Here is a 17,070-nt window from a genome sequence, read left to right on the forward strand (position 1 = left end):
AGCTCACGCAACGGCAACTTGCCTGTCGGAAGCGTGCATTAGCTTTGAGTAATCGTTTCGAATTGCCAGCCGCCATTCGCTCGCGCTCGGGCGCCAGCCTCGATACCAAGCTCGTTCTGGGTTGCATGGTCCTGCTCGCGCTCTCGCTTGCACTGGCGCTCGGCCTGATCACCATTCTCGGCAGCGATTATGTCCGTGCCAGCCGCAATCTCGAGGCGCTGACGCTCTACAGGAAAGTGCTGACAGCAGCGAACCGGCTCTCGGCCGAACGCGGCCCGATGAACAGCGTGCTCGGCGAGGAGCCGGCGGCGGACGGCCCTGCCGCGCGCAAGCTCGCCAAATTCCGCACAGTGAGCGATCAGGCCCTGGCCGAGATCACACCCGATGACGGTAATGAGATCACCCGGCGTCTCGTCGATCGCGACAAGCTAGACAACGTCCGCACCAGCCTCGCCGCGGCAAGACGCGCAGCGGATCGGCTGAGCGCACGGCCACTGGCCGAGCGCGACACCACCGAGATCCGCAGCGTGATCGCGGGCATGTTCGGGGTCGTCGAGACGATGCGGCCAGTGGTGCTCGCCGCCATGGCCGAGCTGATGGAACACGACATCTCGCTGACGGGGCATGCCCTGACCGGGCTGATGCTTGGCGATCTGCGCGAGTATGCAGGGCGGCTCGGATCCTTTCTCGCCCCGTCGATCGCTGCGCGCCAGCCGCTCTCCGCGACGGCTTACGACGAACTCATCCTGACTCATGGGCGCGTCCTGCAGATCTGGCAATCGCTCGAACACCAGCTTGCCCTGCACGTCGACGCGCCCGAGTTGGTCGCCGCCGTCGGCGAGGCGAGAATCCGTTACTTCCGCGACGGGCTCGATCTCATCGCGCGGCTGAGCGCCGAGGGAAAGACAGGCCACTATTCTGTCACCACCGAACAGATGACCTTGCAGTACGTTCCGACGATGGCGCCGCTGGAACGCCTGCGTGACGGCTTCCTCGACGATATGCTGGCGCATGCACGGGCCACCCGGGCGAACAGCGTCCATTGGCTTCAGTTCGTCGTGGCCTTCACCGTTCTGATCGTCCTCACCAATCTGCTGCTGCTCGTGCTGGCGCGCCGGCGCATCTTCCGCCCGCTGCTGCAGGCCCGCAACCACATCGTGGCACTCGCCGAGGAACGCAATCTCGACCAGCCGACGCGCGTCAGCAGGCATGGCGGCGAGATTCATGAGCTGTTCGCGGCCCTTGAATCGCTGCGCCTCAAGCTGCGCGAGCGCCTGCGCCTCACCGAGCGCCTGAAGGTGCAGGCCGAAACCGATGCGCTGACCGGCCTGCTCAACCGCGGCACGTTCGATCGCCTCGGCCAGGACGACTCCGGCTTCGCCGACCTGCCTGTCGAAACCGGCCTGATCCTGATGGATATCGATCGCTTCAAGCTGATCAACGACACCTATGGCCACATCGCCGGCGATCAGGTCCTGCGGGCCACTGCGGGGCTCGTGGTGGAAATGGTTCGCAAGAACGACCTCGTCATGCGCTATGGCGGCGAGGAGTTCGCCATCGTCCTGCCGAGCACCTCCCTGCGCACGCTGGCGCGGATCGCGGAAACGCTGCGCGCGGCGATCGCCGAGCAGGCGATCGCGCTCGACGACGGCACCGAAGTGCTCGTCACTGCGAGCTTCGGCGTCGCCACGGGCCGACGCGATGGCCCTGGCTGGAAGATATTGATCGAAGCAGCCGATCAGGCGCTTTACATGGCCAAGGCCGAGGGCCGAAACCGGGTCGGCGTCGCCGGCGAGCACGGGCTCGCCGGTCAGGTCGTGGCCGATCGGGTCAGGGCAGCCTGAGGCCGCCCGAGCCTCAGCCCGCCTTTCGCTTGTTCTGCCGGTTGGCGATCAGGTCGTCGACGACGGCCGGATCGGCCAGGGTCGAGGTGTCGCCGAGCGCGCCGAACTCGTCCTCGGCGATCTTGCGCAGGATGCGACGCATGATCTTGCCGGAGCGGGTCTTGGGCAGGCCGGGCGCGAACTGGATCAGGTCCGGAGAGGCGATCGGGCCGATCTCGTTGCGGACATAGGAGACCAGCTCCTTCTTCAGGTCGGCAGAGGGCTTCTCGCCGGCCATCAGCGTGACATAGGCGTAGATGCCCTGCCCCTTGATGTCGTGGGGGTAGCCGACCACGGCCGCTTCCGAGACCTTGGGATGCGCCACCAGCGCCGATTCGACCTCGGCCGTGCCCATCCGGTGGCCGGAGACGTTGATCACGTCGTCGACGCGGCCGGTGATCCAGTAATAGCCGTCGGCGTCGCGCCGGCAGCCGTCGCCGGTGAAGTACTTGTTCGGATAGGTCGCGAAATAGGTCTCCTCGAAGCGCTTGTGGTCGCCATAGACCGTGCGCATCTGGCCGGGCCAGCTCTCGGCGATGACGAGGTTGCCCTCGGCCGCGCCCTCCAGCACCTTGCCCTCGGCGTCGACCAGCTCGGGCTTGACCCCGAAGAAGGGCCGCGTCGCCGAGCCGGGCTTCAGCTTGGTCGCACCCGGCAGCGGCGAGATCAGGATGCCGCCGGTCTCGGTCTGCCACCAGGTGTCGACGATCGGGCAGCGGCGCTCGCCGACGACGCGGTGATACCACTCCCAGGCCTCGGGATTGATCGGCTCGCCGACCGAGCCGAGCAGGCGCAGCGACTTGCGTTTGGTCTTCTTCACCGGCTCCTCGCCGGCGCCCATCAGCGAGCGGATCGCGGTCGGGGCGGTGTAGAAGATGTTGACCTTGTGCTTGTCGATCACCTCCCAGAAGCGGGAGATCGTCGGATAGGTCGGGATGCCTTCGAACATCAGCGTCGTCGCGCCGTTGGCGAGCGGCCCGTAGAGGATGTAGCTGTGCCCGGTGACCCAGCCGACATCGGCGGTGCACCAGTAGATGTCGCCGTCATGGTAGTCGAAGACGTATTGATGCGTCATCGCGGCGTAGACGAGATAGCCGGCGCTGGTGTGCAGCACGCCCTTGGGCTTGCCCGTCGAGCCCGAGGTGTAGAGCAGGAACAGCGGGTCCTCCGCCTTGACCTCGACCGGCGGGCAATGGCCGGACACCTTGGCGATCTCGTCATGATACCAGACGTCGCGGCCGTCCTTCATGGTGACGTTGCCACCGGTGCGCTTGACCACGATCACCGTCGCGATGCCACCCTTCACCTTGTCGTCGGCGGCATCGACATTCTTCTTCAGCGGCACGGCACGGCCACCGCGCAGGCCTTCATCGGCGGTGATCACGATCTTCGAATCGGAGTCCTCGATGCGGCTCGCCAGCGAATCCGGCGAGAAGCCGCCGAACACCACCGAATGCATCGCACCGATCCGGGCGCAGGCCAGCATCGCATAGGCCGCTTCCGGGATCATCGGCAGGTAGATCGTGACCCGGTCGCCCTTCTTGACGCCCTTGGCCTTCAGCACGTTCGCGAACTTGCAGACCTCGGTATAGAGCTGGCCGTAGCTGATCTTCTTCGACTCCGAGGGGTCGTCGCCTTCCCAGATGATCGCCGTCTGCTTGGCGCGCGTCGCAAGATGCCGGTCGATGCAGTTGAAGGCGACATTGGTGGTGCCGTCCTCGAACCATTTGATCGAGACCTTGCCCGGCTTGTAGCTGGCGTTGCGGACCTTGGTGTAAGGCTTGAACCAATCGATCCGCTTGCCCTGCTCCGCCCAGAACTTGTCCGGGTCCTTGATCGAGGCCGCATACATCTTCTTGTACTTGGCGTCGTTCAGATAGGCCTTCTTCGCCCAGGAAGCCGGCACGTCGTAGATCATCTCGGTCATAACAGGCGTCTCCCCGGACTTCGGCCGTCATCGGGGCCGGCATGCAGATCGCGACGGCGATGCCACCGCGATCCGACCGGCCTTTTTCAAGTTGGTCGCATCATAGGGCGCGACATCACGCCGACAAGCGCCGCGGGCTCGCACTTTCGTTGCTGCGACTTTCGGCGGAAATCGTGGTCGTCAGAGCCCGCCCATCTTGCAGACGAGAGCCCATTCCTCGTCCGTCACCGGCTGCACCGAGAGGCGGAAGGAGGTGACGAGCGCCATCTTGGCGAGCTTCGGTTCCGCCTTGACGGCGGCGAGCGAAACCGGCTTCGGCAAAGGCTTCAGCGCCTTGAAATCGACCAGCACCCAGGGCGGGCCGGCCTCGGTCCAGGGATAGTGCTCCTTGATGACTTCGGCGATGCCGACGACCTCGAGACCCTCGTTCGAGTGATAGAAGAAGACCTGCTCGCCGGTCTTCATCGCCATCAGGTTGAGCTTGGCGGTGTGGTTCTTCACCCCGTCCCAATGCGTGCCCTTGGCGCCGGCCTTGACCAGGTCGTCCCAGGAGTAGACCGACGGTTCCGATTTGATCAGCCAGTGCGCCATCAGCCTTCGTCCTCTTCCTTCAGGGGCACCGGCGGCCGCGATGCCGCCTCGCCATTCTCGTTCCAGAACCTGACCATCTCGCGCGTCAGCCCGGCATAGTCCTGCGGGCTGAGCTCGACACGAACCTCGGCTTCGCCGAAGGGCAGGATCAGCACGAAGCGATGCGTGTCCTCGGCGCGCCGGCGGCGCAGCTCGATCACCCGCTGGGCAATGCGCCCGGCGAGCGGCACCGGCTGGCTCTCGGCCACCAGTTCGGCCCCCGTGGTCTTGCGCACCTCGGCGATGCCGCGCGCGACGCGCTTCGTCAGATCGGACCAGTCATTCGCCATGCATATCCTCTCCGCTCAGTTCTCCGCCCGCACCGGCCGCGCCAGCAGCTCGGCGACGGCCTCGCGCACCCCGACTGCCCCAGCGATGATGCTTGATACGGCCTCGGCGATCGGCATGTCGATCGCCTCCGCACGCGCCATCTCGACCAGCACGGAGGCTGTGAAGGCGCCTTCGGCGAGCCTGCCCCCGGACGCGTCAGTCGGGGTCTTGCCCTGCCCCAGCGCCTGGCCATAGGCGAAGTTGCGCGATTGCGCCGTGGCGCAGGAGAGCACGACGTCGCCCAGCCCCGACAGCCCCATCAGCGTCTCGGCCTGCGCGCCATGCGCCTCGCCGAAGCGGCGGAGTTCCGCAAATCCGCGCGCCACCAGGGCAGCCCGCGCGCTCTCGCCGAGCCCGAGGCCGATGGCGATGCCGGCGGCGATGGCGAGCACGTTCTTGGCGGCACCGCCGATCTCGACGCCGCGCGGATCATTGCTGTGATAGAGGCGCAGCGCCGAGGAATTCAGCGCCTCCGCCAGTGCCTTGGCCAGAGCGGCGTCGGCGGAGGCTAGCGACAGCGCCGTCGGCAATCCGCGCGCAATGTCGGCGGCGAAACTCGGCCCCGACAGCACGGCCGGACAAGCTTGCGGCAGCGCTTCGGCGATGATCTGCGTGGTGAAGCGCCCGCTGCCCTGCTCGATGCCCTTGGCGGCCGAGATCACCGGCAGCCCTTTCGGCAGCGCCGGCGCCAGCAGCGTTGCGGCCGAACGCAAGGCCTGGGTCGGCACCGCCAGGATCAGCGCCTCGACCCCGGCCAGCAGCGCGATGTCGGAAGTCGGCTCGATCGCCTCGGGTAGCTTTGCCCCCGGCAACCGCGGCGCCTCGCGCTTCTCGCGCAGGCTCGCCACTGTCTCCGCGTCGCGGGCCCAGAGCACGACGCGCCGCCCGGCCCGCGCCGCCGCCAGCGCCAGCGCCGTGCCGAACGCGCCGGCGCCGGCGACGCCTATCGTCCGGTAGCGGCTTTTTGCACTCACGCCTGCGCCCTGAGTTCTTCGAGCGGCCAGCGCGGGCGTGCCACCGCGCCCATATCATCGACGAGGCCGAGCCGCAGGCGCTCCAGCCCGGCCCAGGCGATCATCGCGCCATTGTCGCCGCAGAGTGCGACCGGCGGCGCGACCATCGGCAGCCCGGCCTCGGTCGCAAGCCGCACCAGGCCATTGCGGATCTGCTGGTTGGCGGCGACGCCACCGGCAACGACCAGCGAAGACGGCTTGATCCCGGCCTCGCGGCAGGCGCGCAGGCCCGCCCGCGTGCGATCGACCAGCACGTCGACCACCGCAGCCTGGAAGGAGGCGCAGAGATCGGCGACATCGCGATCGGAGAGCGGCGCGATCCGCTCGGCGACCAGGCGTACCGCCGTCTTCAGGCCGGACAGCGAGAAATCCGGATTGGGCCGGCCGCTCATCGGCCGCGGGAATTCGAAGCGCTCGGGATCGCCGCTGCGTGCCTCGCGCTCGACCGAAGGTCCCCCCGGATAGGGCAGGCCGAGCATCTTGGCGATCTTGTCGAAGGCTTCGCCGACCGCATCGTCGATGGTCGTACCAAGCCGGAGATAATCGCCGACACCGCGCACCGCGAGCAATTGCGTATGCCCGCCGGAGACCAGCAGCAGCAGATAGGGGAAGGCGAGATCGTCGGTCAGCCGCGCCGTCAGCGCATGACCTTCGAGATGGTTGATCGCGATGAAGGGCTTGCCCGTCACCAGTGCGATCGCCTTGGCGGTGGTGAGGCCGACCATGACGCCGCCGACCAGTCCCGGCCCCGCTGCCGCCGCGACGCCGTCGATCTCGGAGGGCTTCATGCCGGCACTCTCGAAAGCACGCGCCACGATCCGGTCGATCGCCTCGACATGGGCACGCGCCGCGATCTCCGGCACGACGCCGCCATAGGCGGCATGGGCCGCGATCTGGCTGAGAACCTCGTTCGACAAAATCTTGGCCTCGCCGGAGCGTTCGACGCAGACGATCGCGGCGGCCGTCTCGTCGCAGGTCGTCTCTATGCCCAGAACTCTCATGCTCGTCATGGTGTTGGGCGGGCATCGGCACTGGTCGCCGGGCTGCCGCCGAGGTGCGCGGTTTCGCGCGGGGATTTCCTCCGTATAGTGCTGCATGAAGGAGAAGGCCAATGCCCAGCGTCGGCCCATCCGCACAGAACCGGAGAGCTCGCACCAGATGACGGACATACCGATCGCCGGTTATGCCATCCTTGTCGGCGAATGCCTTGGTTCCGTCACGGAGGCCGCGCAGGGAGCGAGGATCGGGCGCGGATCTCGCATCCGTATCCAGCCCGGCAGCTTCGATCCGGCCTGAGCCCGCCCGAGGAGACGATATGCGCGTTTTGGTGTTCAGACCGCTTGAGGATGCCGAGCGCAGCGCTCAGAGCTTGCGCGAGCGTGGCAAGGACCCGGTGGTCGCGCCGCTGTTTCAGGTCCTGCCAACAGGCGAGAAGCCGCCCAAGGGACCATTCGACGCGCTGGTGCTGACCAGCGCCAATGCCGTGCCGGCGCTGGAGGGCTTGCCGAAAAGCTGGCGCGGCGTCCTGCCTGCGTTCTGTGTCGGCACGCGCACTGCGGACGCTGCCGGCAAACTCGGCTTCACCGCCCACAGCGCCAGGGGTGGGCGCGCCGAGCTGCTGGCGCTGATTCTGGAAAAGTTGCCGAAGGGCCAGAAGTTGCTCCTCGTCGCCGGCCGCGACCGGCACGAAGACCTGCCGCAGCAACTGGGCGACGCCGGCCACGAGGTGACGATCTGGACCGCCTATGAAGCCAAGGCCGTCGACGCCCTGCCCGCTGCGGCCGCCGATGCGTTGCGCGACGGCTCGGCCGACGCCGCCCTGCATTATTCGCCGCGCAGCGCAGAGATCTTTTTCGACCTCGCCGGCAAGGCCGGGCTAACCGAGCAGGCGCAGGCCCTGCCGCAGCTCGCGCTCTCGGTCGCGATCGCCGCACCGCTGATCTCGGCAGGGTCCGACACCGTGCTCGTCGCCGAGCATCCCGAGGAAGCCGCGCTCTTCGCCGCACTCGATCAGCTTCCCGCTCGCACTTTGCTGACCGGCGATGCTAAGGAGCCGGCAGCGGCGGACGACAAGGCGGACAAGGACGAGATGGCGGCGGGACCGAGCAGCGACCAGGGCCAGACCGGCAAGCGCCGCAATCGCTCCGGCCGGACGCCGCCGACCATCGAGCTGGCCGCCAGCCCGGCCACGGAAACGGCCCCCGCAGAGGCTGCCGCCTCGACGACGACCGCAGCCGAAGCCGAACGCATCGAGACCGCCGCCGAAGCGGTCCTGCCGACCGAGGCGCTCCCCGAAGAATTCACGCCGCCGCCGGTGCCGGAGCAGCAGCGCCGCTACAGCCTGCCGACCGTCGCGCTCGCCGGCCTCGCCGGCGGGGTGATCGGCGCCGGCCTGGTCCTGTTGGCTCTGCGCCTCGCCGGTCCCGATGACGGCGCGCGGCTGGCCGAGCTCGCCAAGCGCGTCGAGAGCCTGCAGGCGCAGAGCGCCACGATCGGCGCCATCGACCGCAAGGCGACGGCGGCGGCTGAAAGCGCCGCCAAGGCGGGCAGCGAAGCGCAGGCCAATGCCGCCCGGCTGGCCGAGCTGGCCAAGGCCGCCCCGGTCGGCGCAAGCGTCCCCGCCGGGTTGGCAGAGAAGCTCGACCGCGCCGACAGCGCGGCCGTCGCCGCGCGCGATGCGGCAGCGACGCTGGGCCAGCGCCTTGCCGGCGTCGAGGCCGCGGCCAAGAGCGCCGCCCAGCCGAGCAGGCAGGCGCTCGCCGCCGCCCGCGTCGTCCTGGCCGAGCGCATCCGCGACGCGATCGGCTCCGGCCGGCCCTTCCAGGCCGACCTGACCGCGCTCGGCGATATACCTGCCGAGCAGAAGGCGGCGCTCGCCGCCGTCGCCGGCACCGGAGCGCCGACACGCGACAAGCTGCTGGCGCAGTTCAAGAGCCATCAGACCCTGTTCGTGCGCGAGACCACCCCGGCCGCGAACAGCTGGGAAGACAAGTTGCTCGGACTGGCGAGCCGTATCGTCACCATTCGTCCCGTCGGCGACTCCGGCTCCAGCGATCCTGCGACCCTTCCGATCAGGCTGGAGGGCGCCCTCGTCCAGAACGACATCGCCAAGGCCGCCGAGCTCTGGACGCAACTGCCCGAGCCGGCGCGGCGCGGCAGCGAAGCCTTCGGCGCGGCGCTGAAGCAGCGCGCGAGCGCGGAAACGACGATCAACCGCATCGCGCAGGATGCGGTCGCGGCGCTGGGCACGGCAGGCTGAGAGGATAGATCCCGATGGTTCGCGTACTGGTCTATCTCCTCGTCATCGCCGCCCTGGCCGCCGGCGCCGTCTGGCTCGCCGATCGGCCCGGTGAGGTCTCGATCCTCTGGCAGGGCTATCGCATCGAAACCAGCGTCGCGATCGCGGCGATCGGCGTCGTCGTGCTCGCCTTCCTCGCTTTGGTCGCCTGGGCGATCGTGCGCTTCGTTTTCGGCCTGCCCTCCGCCTTCGGCTACGCCTCGCGGGCCAGGCGCCGGGCCCGCGGCTTCGAGGCGATCTCGCGCGGCATGGTCGCGATCGGCGCGGGCGATCCCGTGGCTGCCGGGCGCTATGCCGTCGACGCCCGCAAATTCGTCGCCAACGAGCCCCTGACCCTTCTGCTCGAGGCGCAATCGGCCCAGCTCTCCGGCGATCGCGGCCAGGCCGAGGCCGCCTTCAAGGCGATGCTCGACAAGCCGGAGACGCGCGTGCTCGGCCTGCGCGGCCTGTTCGTCGAGGCCCGCCGGCGCGGCGACATGGCCGCCGCCCGCGCCTTTGCCGACGACGCGGTGCGCCGCTCGCCCTCGCTTGCCTGGGCCAATGACGCCCTGCTCGATTTCCACACCGCCGCCGGCGACTGGCAGGCGGCTCGCACCGCGGTCGAGCGTCGCGCCGCGCTGCGCCTTGCCGACAAAGGCGAGGCCAAGCGCCAGCGCGCCGTCTTGCTCGCCGCCGAAGCGCTGGAGGCCAAGGACCGCGAGCCCGAAAAGGCGCTCGCCGCCGCGCTCGAAGCCGTCAAGCTCGCGCCCGGCCTCACCCCGGCCGCAGCGCTCGCCGGCCGGATGCTCTCCGAGCGCGGCGACATCAAGAAAGCGGCACGTCTGCTGGAGGCGGCCTGGAAACAGGTCTCGCATCCCGATATCGCCGGCGCCTATCTCGATGTTCGCCCCGGCGACAGCGCCCGCGATCGCCTCGCCCGAGCAGAAATGCTGACCAGGCTCCGTCCCGCCGATCCCGAGGGCGTGCTGGCGCTCGCCGGCGCCGCTATCCATGCGCAGGACTTCGCCCGCGCCCGCGCCGCGCTGAAGCCGTTACTCGCCGGCGGCGCCTCGGTCCGCGCCTGCCTGCTGATGGCCGAACTGGAAGAGGCCGAGCACGGCGCCACCGGCCGCGTCCGCGAATGGCTGGCCCGCGCGACCCGCGCCCCGCGCGACGCCGCCTGGGTCGCAGATGGGCTCGTCTCCGACAAGTGGCTGCCGATCTCGCCGATCTCGGGCCGGCTCGACGCGTTCGTCTGGACGGTCCCGCCAGCGACGCTGGGCAGCCAGGGCGCCCATTTCGACGACGATGTCCTCGCCGATCTCGACGACCCCTCTGCGCCGCTGCTCGAAGGCAAGGCCGAGGTCGCGGAAGCGGTGACGGTTCCGGCCGCTGCCGGTCTCGCTCCGCCGCCTGCGCCCGAACCAGCGAAGCCGGAGCCCAAGGTCGAGCCCAGGCCTGAACCGGTCGCTGCGGCCGCCCCTCCTCCGGCCGAGCCGGTCGTCGAGATCGGTCCCCCGGCGACGAAGCCTGCGACACCGCAGGCCAAGCCTGCCCCTGTCGTCTTTCCGGTGGCGCATGCACCCGACGATCCAGGCCCTGAGCAGCAGGCGCCGGGCGAGACCAAGGGCCGGTTCCGGATTTTCAGTTGACGTTAAAGCGGGCGTCATTCTCGGCCGAAGCGCAGCGAAGAGCCGGGATTCTCGCGACGCGAAGGCGCTAACCAGCGCCTCCTCCCGCCTGAGATGCTCGGGTCGAGCCCGAGCATGACGCGTGATCTTTGCGCCCCGGGCGCCTATAGACGGCGCATGACCGTCTCCGAGATCACCACTTCACCCGTCATCGACCTCGTCATCGCGCCCGAGCAGGCCGGCCTGCGCCTCGACAAGGCGCTCGCCCTGCTCGGCGGAGAGGTTTCCCGCGCCCGCCTGCAGCAGGTGATCAAGGAAGGCGGCGTCAGCATCGACGGTGTGGTGGTCGCCGATGCCAGCCGCAAGGTCGCCGTCGGCCAGCGCCTCTCCCTCATCATGCCCGAGGCCAAGCCGGCCGCGCCGGTCGGCCAGGACATCCCACTCACAGTCGTCTTCGAGGACGAGCACCTGATCGTCATCGACAAGCCGGCCGGGCTCGTCGTCCATCCCGCCGGCGGCCATGAGGACGGCACGCTGGTCAACGCGCTGATCGCCCATTGCGGCGAGAGCCTGTCCGGCATCGGCGGCGTGCGCCGGCCCGGCATCGTCCACCGGCTCGACAAGGACACCAGCGGCCTGCTCGTCGTCGCCAAGAACGACAAGGCGCATCGCGGCCTCGCCAAGCAGTTCGCCGACCATGGCCGGACGGGCCCTCTCGAACGGGCCTATCTCGCTCTGGTCTGGGGTTCGCCGCGCCGGCAGACCGGCACGATCGACGCTCCGATCGAGCGCTCGAATCGCAATCGCGAAAAGATGATGGTGGTCGGCGAAGGCCGGGGCCGCGAAGCGATCACCCATATCGAACTGATCGAACGCTATCCGCCCTTGCTGCGCGGTCATGAGGAGGTCGAGGCGCTGGCAAGCCTGGTCGAATGCCAGCTCGAGACCGGTCGCACCCACCAGATCCGTGTCCATATGAGCCATATCGGCCACCCGCTGCTCGGCGACCAGCTCTACGGCTCCGGCTTCATGACCAAGGCGAGCCGCCTGCCCGAGAATGCCCAGGCGGCGCTCGCCGATCTCGGCCGCCAGGCGCTGCATGCGCGCCTGCTCGGCTTCGAGCATCCGGTCACCGGCGAAGAATTGCGCTTCGAGTCGGAACCACCGGCCGAGTTTGCACGTTTGCAAGCAGAACTCTCGATCCTGTGACCGATTTTTGCTGCGTTGCCCACTTTCCGCCACCCTCGCATCGTCTATACTGCGTTGCGAAAGCGGATGGCTAAAGGGGCGCCGCTAGGGTGTTTTCAGCGGGCGACAGGGCGAAGGTCGTCGTCAACGCATGGCACCGGACGATCCTGCCCGATGGAACATCGGGTGGTTGGCTCGCCGCTCGGCGGGAGCCGGAAAGGAGTACGAGCATGGCGACTGCGTCGTTGCCCGTCATGTCCGCGGAGGGCGGACTTTCACGTTACCTGGATGAGATCCGTCGGTTCCCGATGCTGGAGCCGAACGAGGAATTCATGCTGGCCAAGAGCTGGCGCGAGCATGGCGACCGCGACGCGGCCCATAAGCTCGTGACCTCGCATCTGCGCCTCGTCGCCAAGATCGCCATGGGCTATCGCGGCTACGGGCTGCCGATGGGCGAAGTCGTGTCGGAGGGCAATGTCGGCCTGATGCAGGCGGTCAAGCGCTTCGAGCCCGACAAGGGCTTCAGGCTCGCGACCTATGCGATGTGGTGGATCAAGGCCTCGATCCAGGAGTACATCCTGCGCTCCTGGTCGCTGGTGAAGATGGGCACCACCGCCAACCAGAAGAAGCTGTTCTTCAACCTGCGCAAGGCCAAGAGCAAGATCTCGGCACTGGGCGAGGGCGATCTCAAGCCCGATCAGGTCAAGACCATCGCGACCAAGCTCGGTGTCAACGAGCAGGACGTGATCGACATGAATCGCCGGCTCGGCGGTGACGCGTCGCTGAACACGCCGCTGCGCGAGGATGGCGAAGGAGAGTGGCAGGACTGGCTCGTCGACGACAGCGAGAGCCAGGAGCGCCGCCTCGCCGATTCGGAAGAGAGCGACAACCGCCATCTGGCGCTGCGCGAGGCGCTGGGCGTTCTGAACGACCGCGAGCGCCGCATCTTCGAGGCGCGCCGCCTCGCCGAGGACCCGATCACGTTGGAGGAGCTCTCCGAGGAGTTCGGCGTCTCGCGCGAGCGCGTGCGCCAGATCGAGGTCCGCGCCTTCGAGAAGGTGCAGGACGCGGTCAAGAAGGCGCTGGTGAAGATTGAGGCGCCGCGGGCCGCCCTGCCCGCAGCCTGATCAGTATACGGGTTGCAGCGGCTGCAAAGGCAGCCTGAGCGGCCCAAGGAAGACCCTGCCTTCGCGCAGGACCAGCGGCGGCAGCGGCGAAAGCCCTGCCGCCGTATTGCTTTGCCCACTATCGCCGGTTCGCCCGCCGAGCAGGGCCCCCAGCCCCGCCGTCAGCCCGCCGACCTTGATGCCGGCGATGCGGTCGATGCCGGCCACCGCCGCCACGACCTTGCCGGCCGGCCGGTGCGCCTCGTCGAGCGCCAGTTGCCCGCTTGCCTCAAGCCGGGTCGGCCCCTTGACCAGGACGAGCTTGGTCACGTCCACGAGGCCACCGGCGGTGCGCCAGGCTTCGAGCGCATCGGGGTTGAAACCGCGCCGGAATGACAGCGCGCGCGACAGGCTGGCCTGCAGATCGAGATCGGCAAGCTGGCCATTCCCGACAAGCGCCTCCAGCGCCGGCAGCACGCCGCCCTTGGCGTTGACCGCGAGATCGACGGTGCCGTCACTGGCGAAGCGCTGCGGATTGGGCCGCAGATGCACTTCGGTGGCGCTCGCCCGCCAGGTCTCGGCAGCGCCCTGCCCCGGCTCGGTGACGGTCAGCACCGGCTCGCCCAGCACCAGCGAAAAGCGTTCGAAGGCGAGCCCGCTGAGATGCAGGCTCGCGGCCAGTTCCTTCCAGTCGAGCGCGGCCTTGCGGCCTTGCGGCAGGCTGGCCAGCATCGGCCCGGTCATCTGCAGGATGATGTGACCGGGCGTCCAGACCTGCGCGACCGCGACGGCCGGCCCGGCATCGACCTTGACCTCGTCGCCCCAGCGCGAGGAGGTCAGCGTCAGGCTGGCGCAGCGCACCTCGATGCGGAAGGGATAGCCGCCGACGCTGCGCTCCCGGCAGGTCCAGTTGCGGCCGGCCCCTGCCTCGCGGGCGATGCCGGCATCGAGTTCCTGATCAACCCTGCTCCGCGCAAAGCCCCAGATGGCGGACCAGCCGGCAGCGAGCAGCGCCAGCAGCACGAAGGGCGCGTAGAGCCAGAAGCGGCCATGCCGGCGCACGGGCGTGGGATCTGACATGCGCGGGCGCTCCATTGCGAAAATCTCGGCAGGTTGATAGCGACCGGGGCCGCGGCACGCCAGCGCCGCCGCAGATTATCCGCCAACCGGTCGCGAAGCCTCTCTGGCGAGGCAAACGGGCTAAATTGTGAGGAAACGGATGACGGCGCCGCTTCCGCCGGAAGATCTCTGGGTGTTCGGCTACGGTTCGCTGATCTGGCGCCCTGGCTTCGCCTTCGTCGAGCGCGCCGGCGCTCGCCTGCACGGCTATCACCGCGCGCTTTGCATCTATTCGCATGTTCATCGCGGCACGCCCGAGGTGCCGGGGCTGGTGCTCGGCCTCGATCGCGGCGGCATCTGCCGCGGCGTCGCCTTCCGCGTCGCCGCCGAGCAGGCGGAGGAGACGATCGACTACTTACGCGCCCGCGAGCAGGCGACTTCGGTCTATCTCGAACGGCGGCTTGCGCTGCGGCTCGACGATGGACGGCGGCTCAATGCACTCACCTACATCGCCGACCGCAACCACGAGCAATATGCCGGCCGCCTGCCCGAGGAAGCGGTGCTCGCCCTCGTTCGCCAGGGCAAGGGCGTCTCCGGCGAGAACCCGGACTATGTCCGGCGCACCCATGAACACCTGCACGAAATGGGGATCCACGACCCGCTGCTGGCTCATCTGGTCGCCGAGATCGACAGGGCGAGCGGGCCAGCGATCGGCTAAGCTCCCTCTCAATCCTCATCCTGAGGACGCCCGCAGGGCCGTCTCGAAGGATGAGGGTTGAGAAACACGCGACACGAGACTCACGCCTCCGGCATCAGGTCGCAGAGCGCGGCGCGACGGCCGGCGCTGTCTTCCGCCAGGAGATGGACATGGATCTCGCTGGCGCCGGCCATGGCGACGGCATCGCGCCAGCGCGTCAGAGCCGCATCGATTCCGAACGGGCCACTGTCGCGCGCGGCGACGATCTTGCGGTCCGTCGACACCGCCAGCAGCACCGCGTCGGTGAAGCCGAGCGCATGCCCATCCTGGATGCCGAAGATCGAGGCGACATAACGCCGTCCCGAGCGACCGCGCCAGGCGGTGAAGCGCCGTTCTGCGAGCTGCGCGGTGGCGCGCAGCGGCATCTCGCGGACCTGCCCCGACAAGGCCGAAGCATCCTCGAACAGCGGAGCCGTACGCTCCGCCTTGGCGGGCTGCAGCGCCTCCAGCAGGTTGAGCTGGCGCGGCATGGTGTCGAGTGACCGGTTGCGGTCGAATGGGAAACGGGCTCGGGCCAAAGCAGCCATGTCGTTCCTCCTTTGTTCTAGAACAAAATCGGAACAGAACGACCCAATGTCAAGGCCGATCAGGCGCCGGGCTGCGGCTCCTGCCGTATGCTGACAGGAGCGGGCACTCCGAGCCGCTCGAGTTCGGCCAGCCCGTCCGCCAGGAGGCGGTTGCTCGCGGTCTCGATCTGCTCCTGCAACAAAGCGTGGAACGCCGCCTTGTCCATGCCCGGCTGGATCGCCGGCATGATCTCGACCTTGATCGTGCCCGGCCGCTTGATCAGGCTGCGCCGCGGCCAGAACAGCCCGGCATTGAGCGCGACCGGCACGCAAGGCACGCCCAGCTCGGTGTAAAGATGGGTGACGCCGTATTTATAGGCCGGCTCGGCCCCGGCCGGCCGGCGCGTGCCTTCCGGAAAGATCATCAATTGGCGCCCGTTCTGGCCGAGCTCGACCTTGGCGCGCCGGGTTACCGCCTGCAGGGCCCGGCTGCGGGCGCCGCGATCGACCGGGATCATCCTGAGTTTCAGCAGGCACCAGCCAAAGAAGGGCAGCCAGGTCAATTCGCGCTTGAGGATGTAGACGGGATTGCGGAACACCGTGATCAGCGCGAAGGTCTCCCAGGTCGACTGGTGCTTCGCCGCCATGATGATGCCGCCGGGCGGAATGTTCTCGACCCCCTTGATTTCATAGCGCGTGCCGACGATCACCCGCATCCACCAAAGCGACGTCTGCGCCCAGCACAGCGCGACCTTCAGCAGGAAGCGCGCCGGCAGCACCATCGTCATCATGGCTGCGAGCAGCCAGAATGAAAGGTTCAGATAGAAGGCGACATTGAAGAGCAGGGAGCGGATCAGCAGCATGGTCCGCAAGAACCCCGGCGGTCGATGGACGTCAAGAGCCCGCCGGAAAGATCAGGCGCCGCGCGGCGGTGCCGGCGCCCGCGAGCGCTTGTCGTAATCGGGGCCGATCAGTTCGCCCGGCTTGGGCGAGATCGGCTTGCGGCCGCCGATGATCACGGAAAGCCGCGAGGTCTCGGGGTCGGTCTCGAGCTTGCTGCGCAGTGCGGCGACCAGGTATTTGAGGTATTCCGGCACCAGCAGGCGGATCGCGTGCCAGTCGCGCCACCAGCCGGCGACGTCGACCTGGTCGGTCACCACCGGATGCGGCACGAAGCGCACGCCCGGCATGGCATGGCGCAGTTCGAGCAGCGTGCGCGGCATGTGGTAGTTCGACGTCACCACCAGCAGCGAGCGGAAATCGTGGCGGCGAACCCAGCGGCGCGTCTCGATGGCGTTGCCGATGGTGTTTCGGGCGCGATAATCGAGGTCGACGCAGCAGTTGAGCGCCTCGCGCGCGCTCGGGTTGAGCTTGGCGAGTTCGTCGCGGCCCGTCCGCTCGTTGACGCCGCTGATCAGCAGGCGCCGTCCGCGGTCGGCATTGAGCAGGCTGACGGCGTCGTCGATGCGCTGCGCGCCGCCGGTGACGACGACGATCGCATCCGTGCGCGGCGGCGCGCCGGCTTCGGTCAGCGACAGGCCGGTGGTGTACCGGACATAGCCGGCAACCACGACGAAAGAGCAGAGAAGGACGCTCCAGAACAGGAAACGGCGAAACCAGCGGCGCCGCGGGGAAGCAGGCGTCGTCATCGGTCGCAGGGCAGCCGGGCTGTCCTCAACGCAGGGAAAATGACCTTGCCGGGTTCCAAGCAGCACCATGAGATCGGGATACTAACGGCCCAATCGGGCACAATGACGGCATTC

Annotated in this window: 16 protein-coding genes; 7 read left to right on the plus strand and 9 right to left on the minus strand. The window is 68.4% G+C overall.

The genetic code is table 11. The features are described from left to right. Positions 1 to 44: 44 nt before the first annotated feature. The gene (locus BMZ21_RS15980) at positions 45 to 1,844 is read left to right on the plus strand and encodes a GGDEF domain-containing protein (RefSeq protein ID WP_143079721.1); all 1,800 of its coding nucleotides are present in this window, start codon (positions 45 to 47) and stop codon (positions 1,842 to 1,844) included. Between the two features lie 13 nt (positions 1,845 to 1,857). Here the strand turns inward: BMZ21_RS15980 and acs are convergent, their stop codons facing one another. The 5 genes from acs to tsaD form a co-directional block, all read right to left on the minus strand. Then, a complete protein-coding gene (gene acs / locus BMZ21_RS15985; RefSeq protein ID WP_091836325.1) occupies positions 1,858 to 3,810 on the minus strand; it encodes an acetate--CoA ligase in 1,953 nt (650 codons plus the stop codon). A 180-nt stretch (positions 3,811 to 3,990) separates the two neighbouring features. Continuing rightward, positions 3,991 to 4,401, minus strand: coding sequence for an EVE domain-containing protein (locus tag BMZ21_RS15990; RefSeq protein ID WP_091836327.1), 411 nt, complete (start codon positions 4,399 to 4,401; stop codon positions 3,991 to 3,993). Next, positions 4,401 to 4,730, minus strand: a complete 330-nt coding sequence (locus BMZ21_RS15995) for a hypothetical protein (protein WP_091836329.1) — start codon at positions 4,728 to 4,730, stop codon at positions 4,401 to 4,403. The genes BMZ21_RS15990 and BMZ21_RS15995 overlap by 1 nt, the downstream gene beginning before the upstream one ends. A gap of 15 nt (positions 4,731 to 4,745) precedes the next feature. Then, the gene (locus tag BMZ21_RS16000; RefSeq protein WP_091836331.1) at positions 4,746 to 5,744 is read right to left on the minus strand and encodes an NAD(P)H-dependent glycerol-3-phosphate dehydrogenase; all 999 of its coding nucleotides are present in this window, start codon (positions 5,742 to 5,744) and stop codon (positions 4,746 to 4,748) included. After that, positions 5,741 to 6,784: a tRNA (adenosine(37)-N6)-threonylcarbamoyltransferase complex transferase subunit TsaD gene (gene tsaD / locus BMZ21_RS16005; protein WP_091837102.1), complete on the minus strand. Its 1,044-nt coding sequence runs from the start codon at positions 6,782 to 6,784 to the stop codon at positions 5,741 to 5,743. The genes BMZ21_RS16000 and tsaD overlap by 4 nt, the downstream gene beginning before the upstream one ends. 94 nt (positions 6,785 to 6,878) lie before the next feature. On the opposite strand from tsaD, the gene BMZ21_RS30390 reads away from it, so the two are divergent. The 5 genes from BMZ21_RS30390 to rpoH all read left to right on the plus strand — a co-directional run bounded on the left by BMZ21_RS30390 (position 6,879) and on the right by rpoH (position 13,006). Beyond that, the gene (locus BMZ21_RS30390) at positions 6,879 to 7,079 is read left to right on the plus strand and encodes a hypothetical protein (protein WP_100959761.1); all 201 of its coding nucleotides are present in this window, start codon (positions 6,879 to 6,881) and stop codon (positions 7,077 to 7,079) included. 19 nt (positions 7,080 to 7,098) lie between these two features. Next, the gene (locus BMZ21_RS16010; RefSeq protein WP_208862297.1) at positions 7,099 to 9,042 is read left to right on the plus strand and encodes a uroporphyrinogen-III synthase; all 1,944 of its coding nucleotides are present in this window, start codon (positions 7,099 to 7,101) and stop codon (positions 9,040 to 9,042) included. A gap of 14 nt (positions 9,043 to 9,056) precedes the next feature. Further along, positions 9,057 to 10,712: a heme biosynthesis protein HemY gene (locus BMZ21_RS16015; RefSeq protein ID WP_091836337.1), complete on the plus strand. Its 1,656-nt coding sequence runs from the start codon at positions 9,057 to 9,059 to the stop codon at positions 10,710 to 10,712. A 114-nt stretch (positions 10,713 to 10,826) separates the two neighbouring features. Continuing rightward, positions 10,827 to 11,900, plus strand: a complete 1,074-nt coding sequence (locus tag BMZ21_RS16020) for an RluA family pseudouridine synthase (protein ID WP_425285447.1) — start codon at positions 10,827 to 10,829, stop codon at positions 11,898 to 11,900. A 209-nt stretch (positions 11,901 to 12,109) separates the two neighbouring features. Continuing rightward, positions 12,110 to 13,006: an RNA polymerase sigma factor RpoH gene (gene rpoH / locus BMZ21_RS16025; RefSeq protein WP_091836342.1), complete on the plus strand. Its 897-nt coding sequence runs from the start codon at positions 12,110 to 12,112 to the stop codon at positions 13,004 to 13,006. Here rpoH and BMZ21_RS16030 read toward each other — a convergent pair whose 3' ends face one another. Beyond that, positions 13,007 to 14,065, minus strand: coding sequence for a DUF2125 domain-containing protein (locus tag BMZ21_RS16030; RefSeq protein ID WP_167561653.1), 1,059 nt, complete (start codon positions 14,063 to 14,065; stop codon positions 13,007 to 13,009). It lies immediately after the preceding gene. Positions 14,066 to 14,204: 139 nt separating this feature from the next. Between BMZ21_RS16030 and BMZ21_RS16035 the strand changes: the two genes are divergently transcribed. Beyond that, positions 14,205 to 14,762, plus strand: a complete 558-nt coding sequence (locus tag BMZ21_RS16035) for a gamma-glutamylcyclotransferase (protein WP_091836346.1) — start codon at positions 14,205 to 14,207, stop codon at positions 14,760 to 14,762. Between the two features lie 80 nt (positions 14,763 to 14,842). Here the strand turns inward: BMZ21_RS16035 and BMZ21_RS16040 are convergent, their stop codons facing one another. From BMZ21_RS16040 to BMZ21_RS16050, 3 genes are read right to left on the minus strand one after another with little or no spacing between them, the layout of a single operon-like run. Continuing rightward, the gene (locus BMZ21_RS16040) at positions 14,843 to 15,328 is read right to left on the minus strand and encodes a hypothetical protein (protein ID WP_091836348.1); all 486 of its coding nucleotides are present in this window, start codon (positions 15,326 to 15,328) and stop codon (positions 14,843 to 14,845) included. A gap of 59 nt (positions 15,329 to 15,387) precedes the next feature. Continuing rightward, a complete protein-coding gene (locus BMZ21_RS16045; RefSeq protein ID WP_091836350.1) occupies positions 15,388 to 16,170 on the minus strand; it encodes a lysophospholipid acyltransferase family protein in 783 nt (260 codons plus the stop codon). Positions 16,171 to 16,221: 51 nt separating this feature from the next. After that, a complete protein-coding gene (locus BMZ21_RS16050) occupies positions 16,222 to 16,956 on the minus strand; it encodes a YdcF family protein (RefSeq protein ID WP_091836352.1) in 735 nt (244 codons plus the stop codon). Positions 16,957 to 17,070 lie beyond the last annotated feature (114 nt).

The organism is Allobosea lupini, from assembly GCF_900109525.1.
Taxonomy (GTDB): Bacteria; Pseudomonadota; Alphaproteobacteria; order Rhizobiales; family Beijerinckiaceae; genus Allobosea; species Allobosea lupini.

Bases quoted from the DNA above. Each gene is read 5' to 3' on its own strand.
- BMZ21_RS16010 (WP_208862297.1), top strand. From the start codon at position 7,099: ATGCGCGTTTTGGTGTTCAGACCGCTTGAGGATGCCGAGCGCAGCGCT.
- BMZ21_RS16035 (WP_091836346.1), top strand. From the start codon at position 14,205: ATGACGGCGCCGCTTCCGCCGGAAGATCTCTGGGTGTTCGGCTACGGT.
- BMZ21_RS30390 (WP_100959761.1), top strand. From the start codon at position 6,879: ATGAAGGAGAAGGCCAATGCCCAGCGTCGGCCCATCCGCACAGAACCG.
- BMZ21_RS16050 (WP_091836352.1), bottom strand. From the start codon at position 16,956: ATGACGACGCCTGCTTCCCCGCGGCGCCGCTGGTTTCGCCGTTTCCTG.
- BMZ21_RS16040 (WP_091836348.1), bottom strand. From the start codon at position 15,328: ATGGCTGCTTTGGCCCGAGCCCGTTTCCCATTCGACCGCAACCGGTCA.
- BMZ21_RS16020 (WP_425285447.1), top strand. From the start codon at position 10,827: ATGACGCGTGATCTTTGCGCCCCGGGCGCCTATAGACGGCGCATGACC.
- rpoH (WP_091836342.1), top strand. From the start codon at position 12,110: ATGGCGACTGCGTCGTTGCCCGTCATGTCCGCGGAGGGCGGACTTTCA.
- acs (WP_091836325.1), bottom strand. From the start codon at position 3,810: ATGACCGAGATGATCTACGACGTGCCGGCTTCCTGGGCGAAGAAGGCC.
- tsaD (WP_091837102.1), bottom strand. From the start codon at position 6,784: ATGAGAGTTCTGGGCATAGAGACGACCTGCGACGAGACGGCCGCCGCG.
- BMZ21_RS16030 (WP_167561653.1), bottom strand. From the start codon at position 14,065: ATGTCAGATCCCACGCCCGTGCGCCGGCATGGCCGCTTCTGGCTCTAC.
- BMZ21_RS15995 (WP_091836329.1), bottom strand. From the start codon at position 4,730: ATGGCGAATGACTGGTCCGATCTGACGAAGCGCGTCGCGCGCGGCATC.
- BMZ21_RS16015 (WP_091836337.1), top strand. From the start codon at position 9,057: ATGGTTCGCGTACTGGTCTATCTCCTCGTCATCGCCGCCCTGGCCGCC.
- BMZ21_RS16045 (WP_091836350.1), bottom strand. From the start codon at position 16,170: ATGCTGCTGATCCGCTCCCTGCTCTTCAATGTCGCCTTCTATCTGAAC.
- BMZ21_RS15990 (WP_091836327.1), bottom strand. From the start codon at position 4,401: ATGGCGCACTGGCTGATCAAATCGGAACCGTCGGTCTACTCCTGGGAC.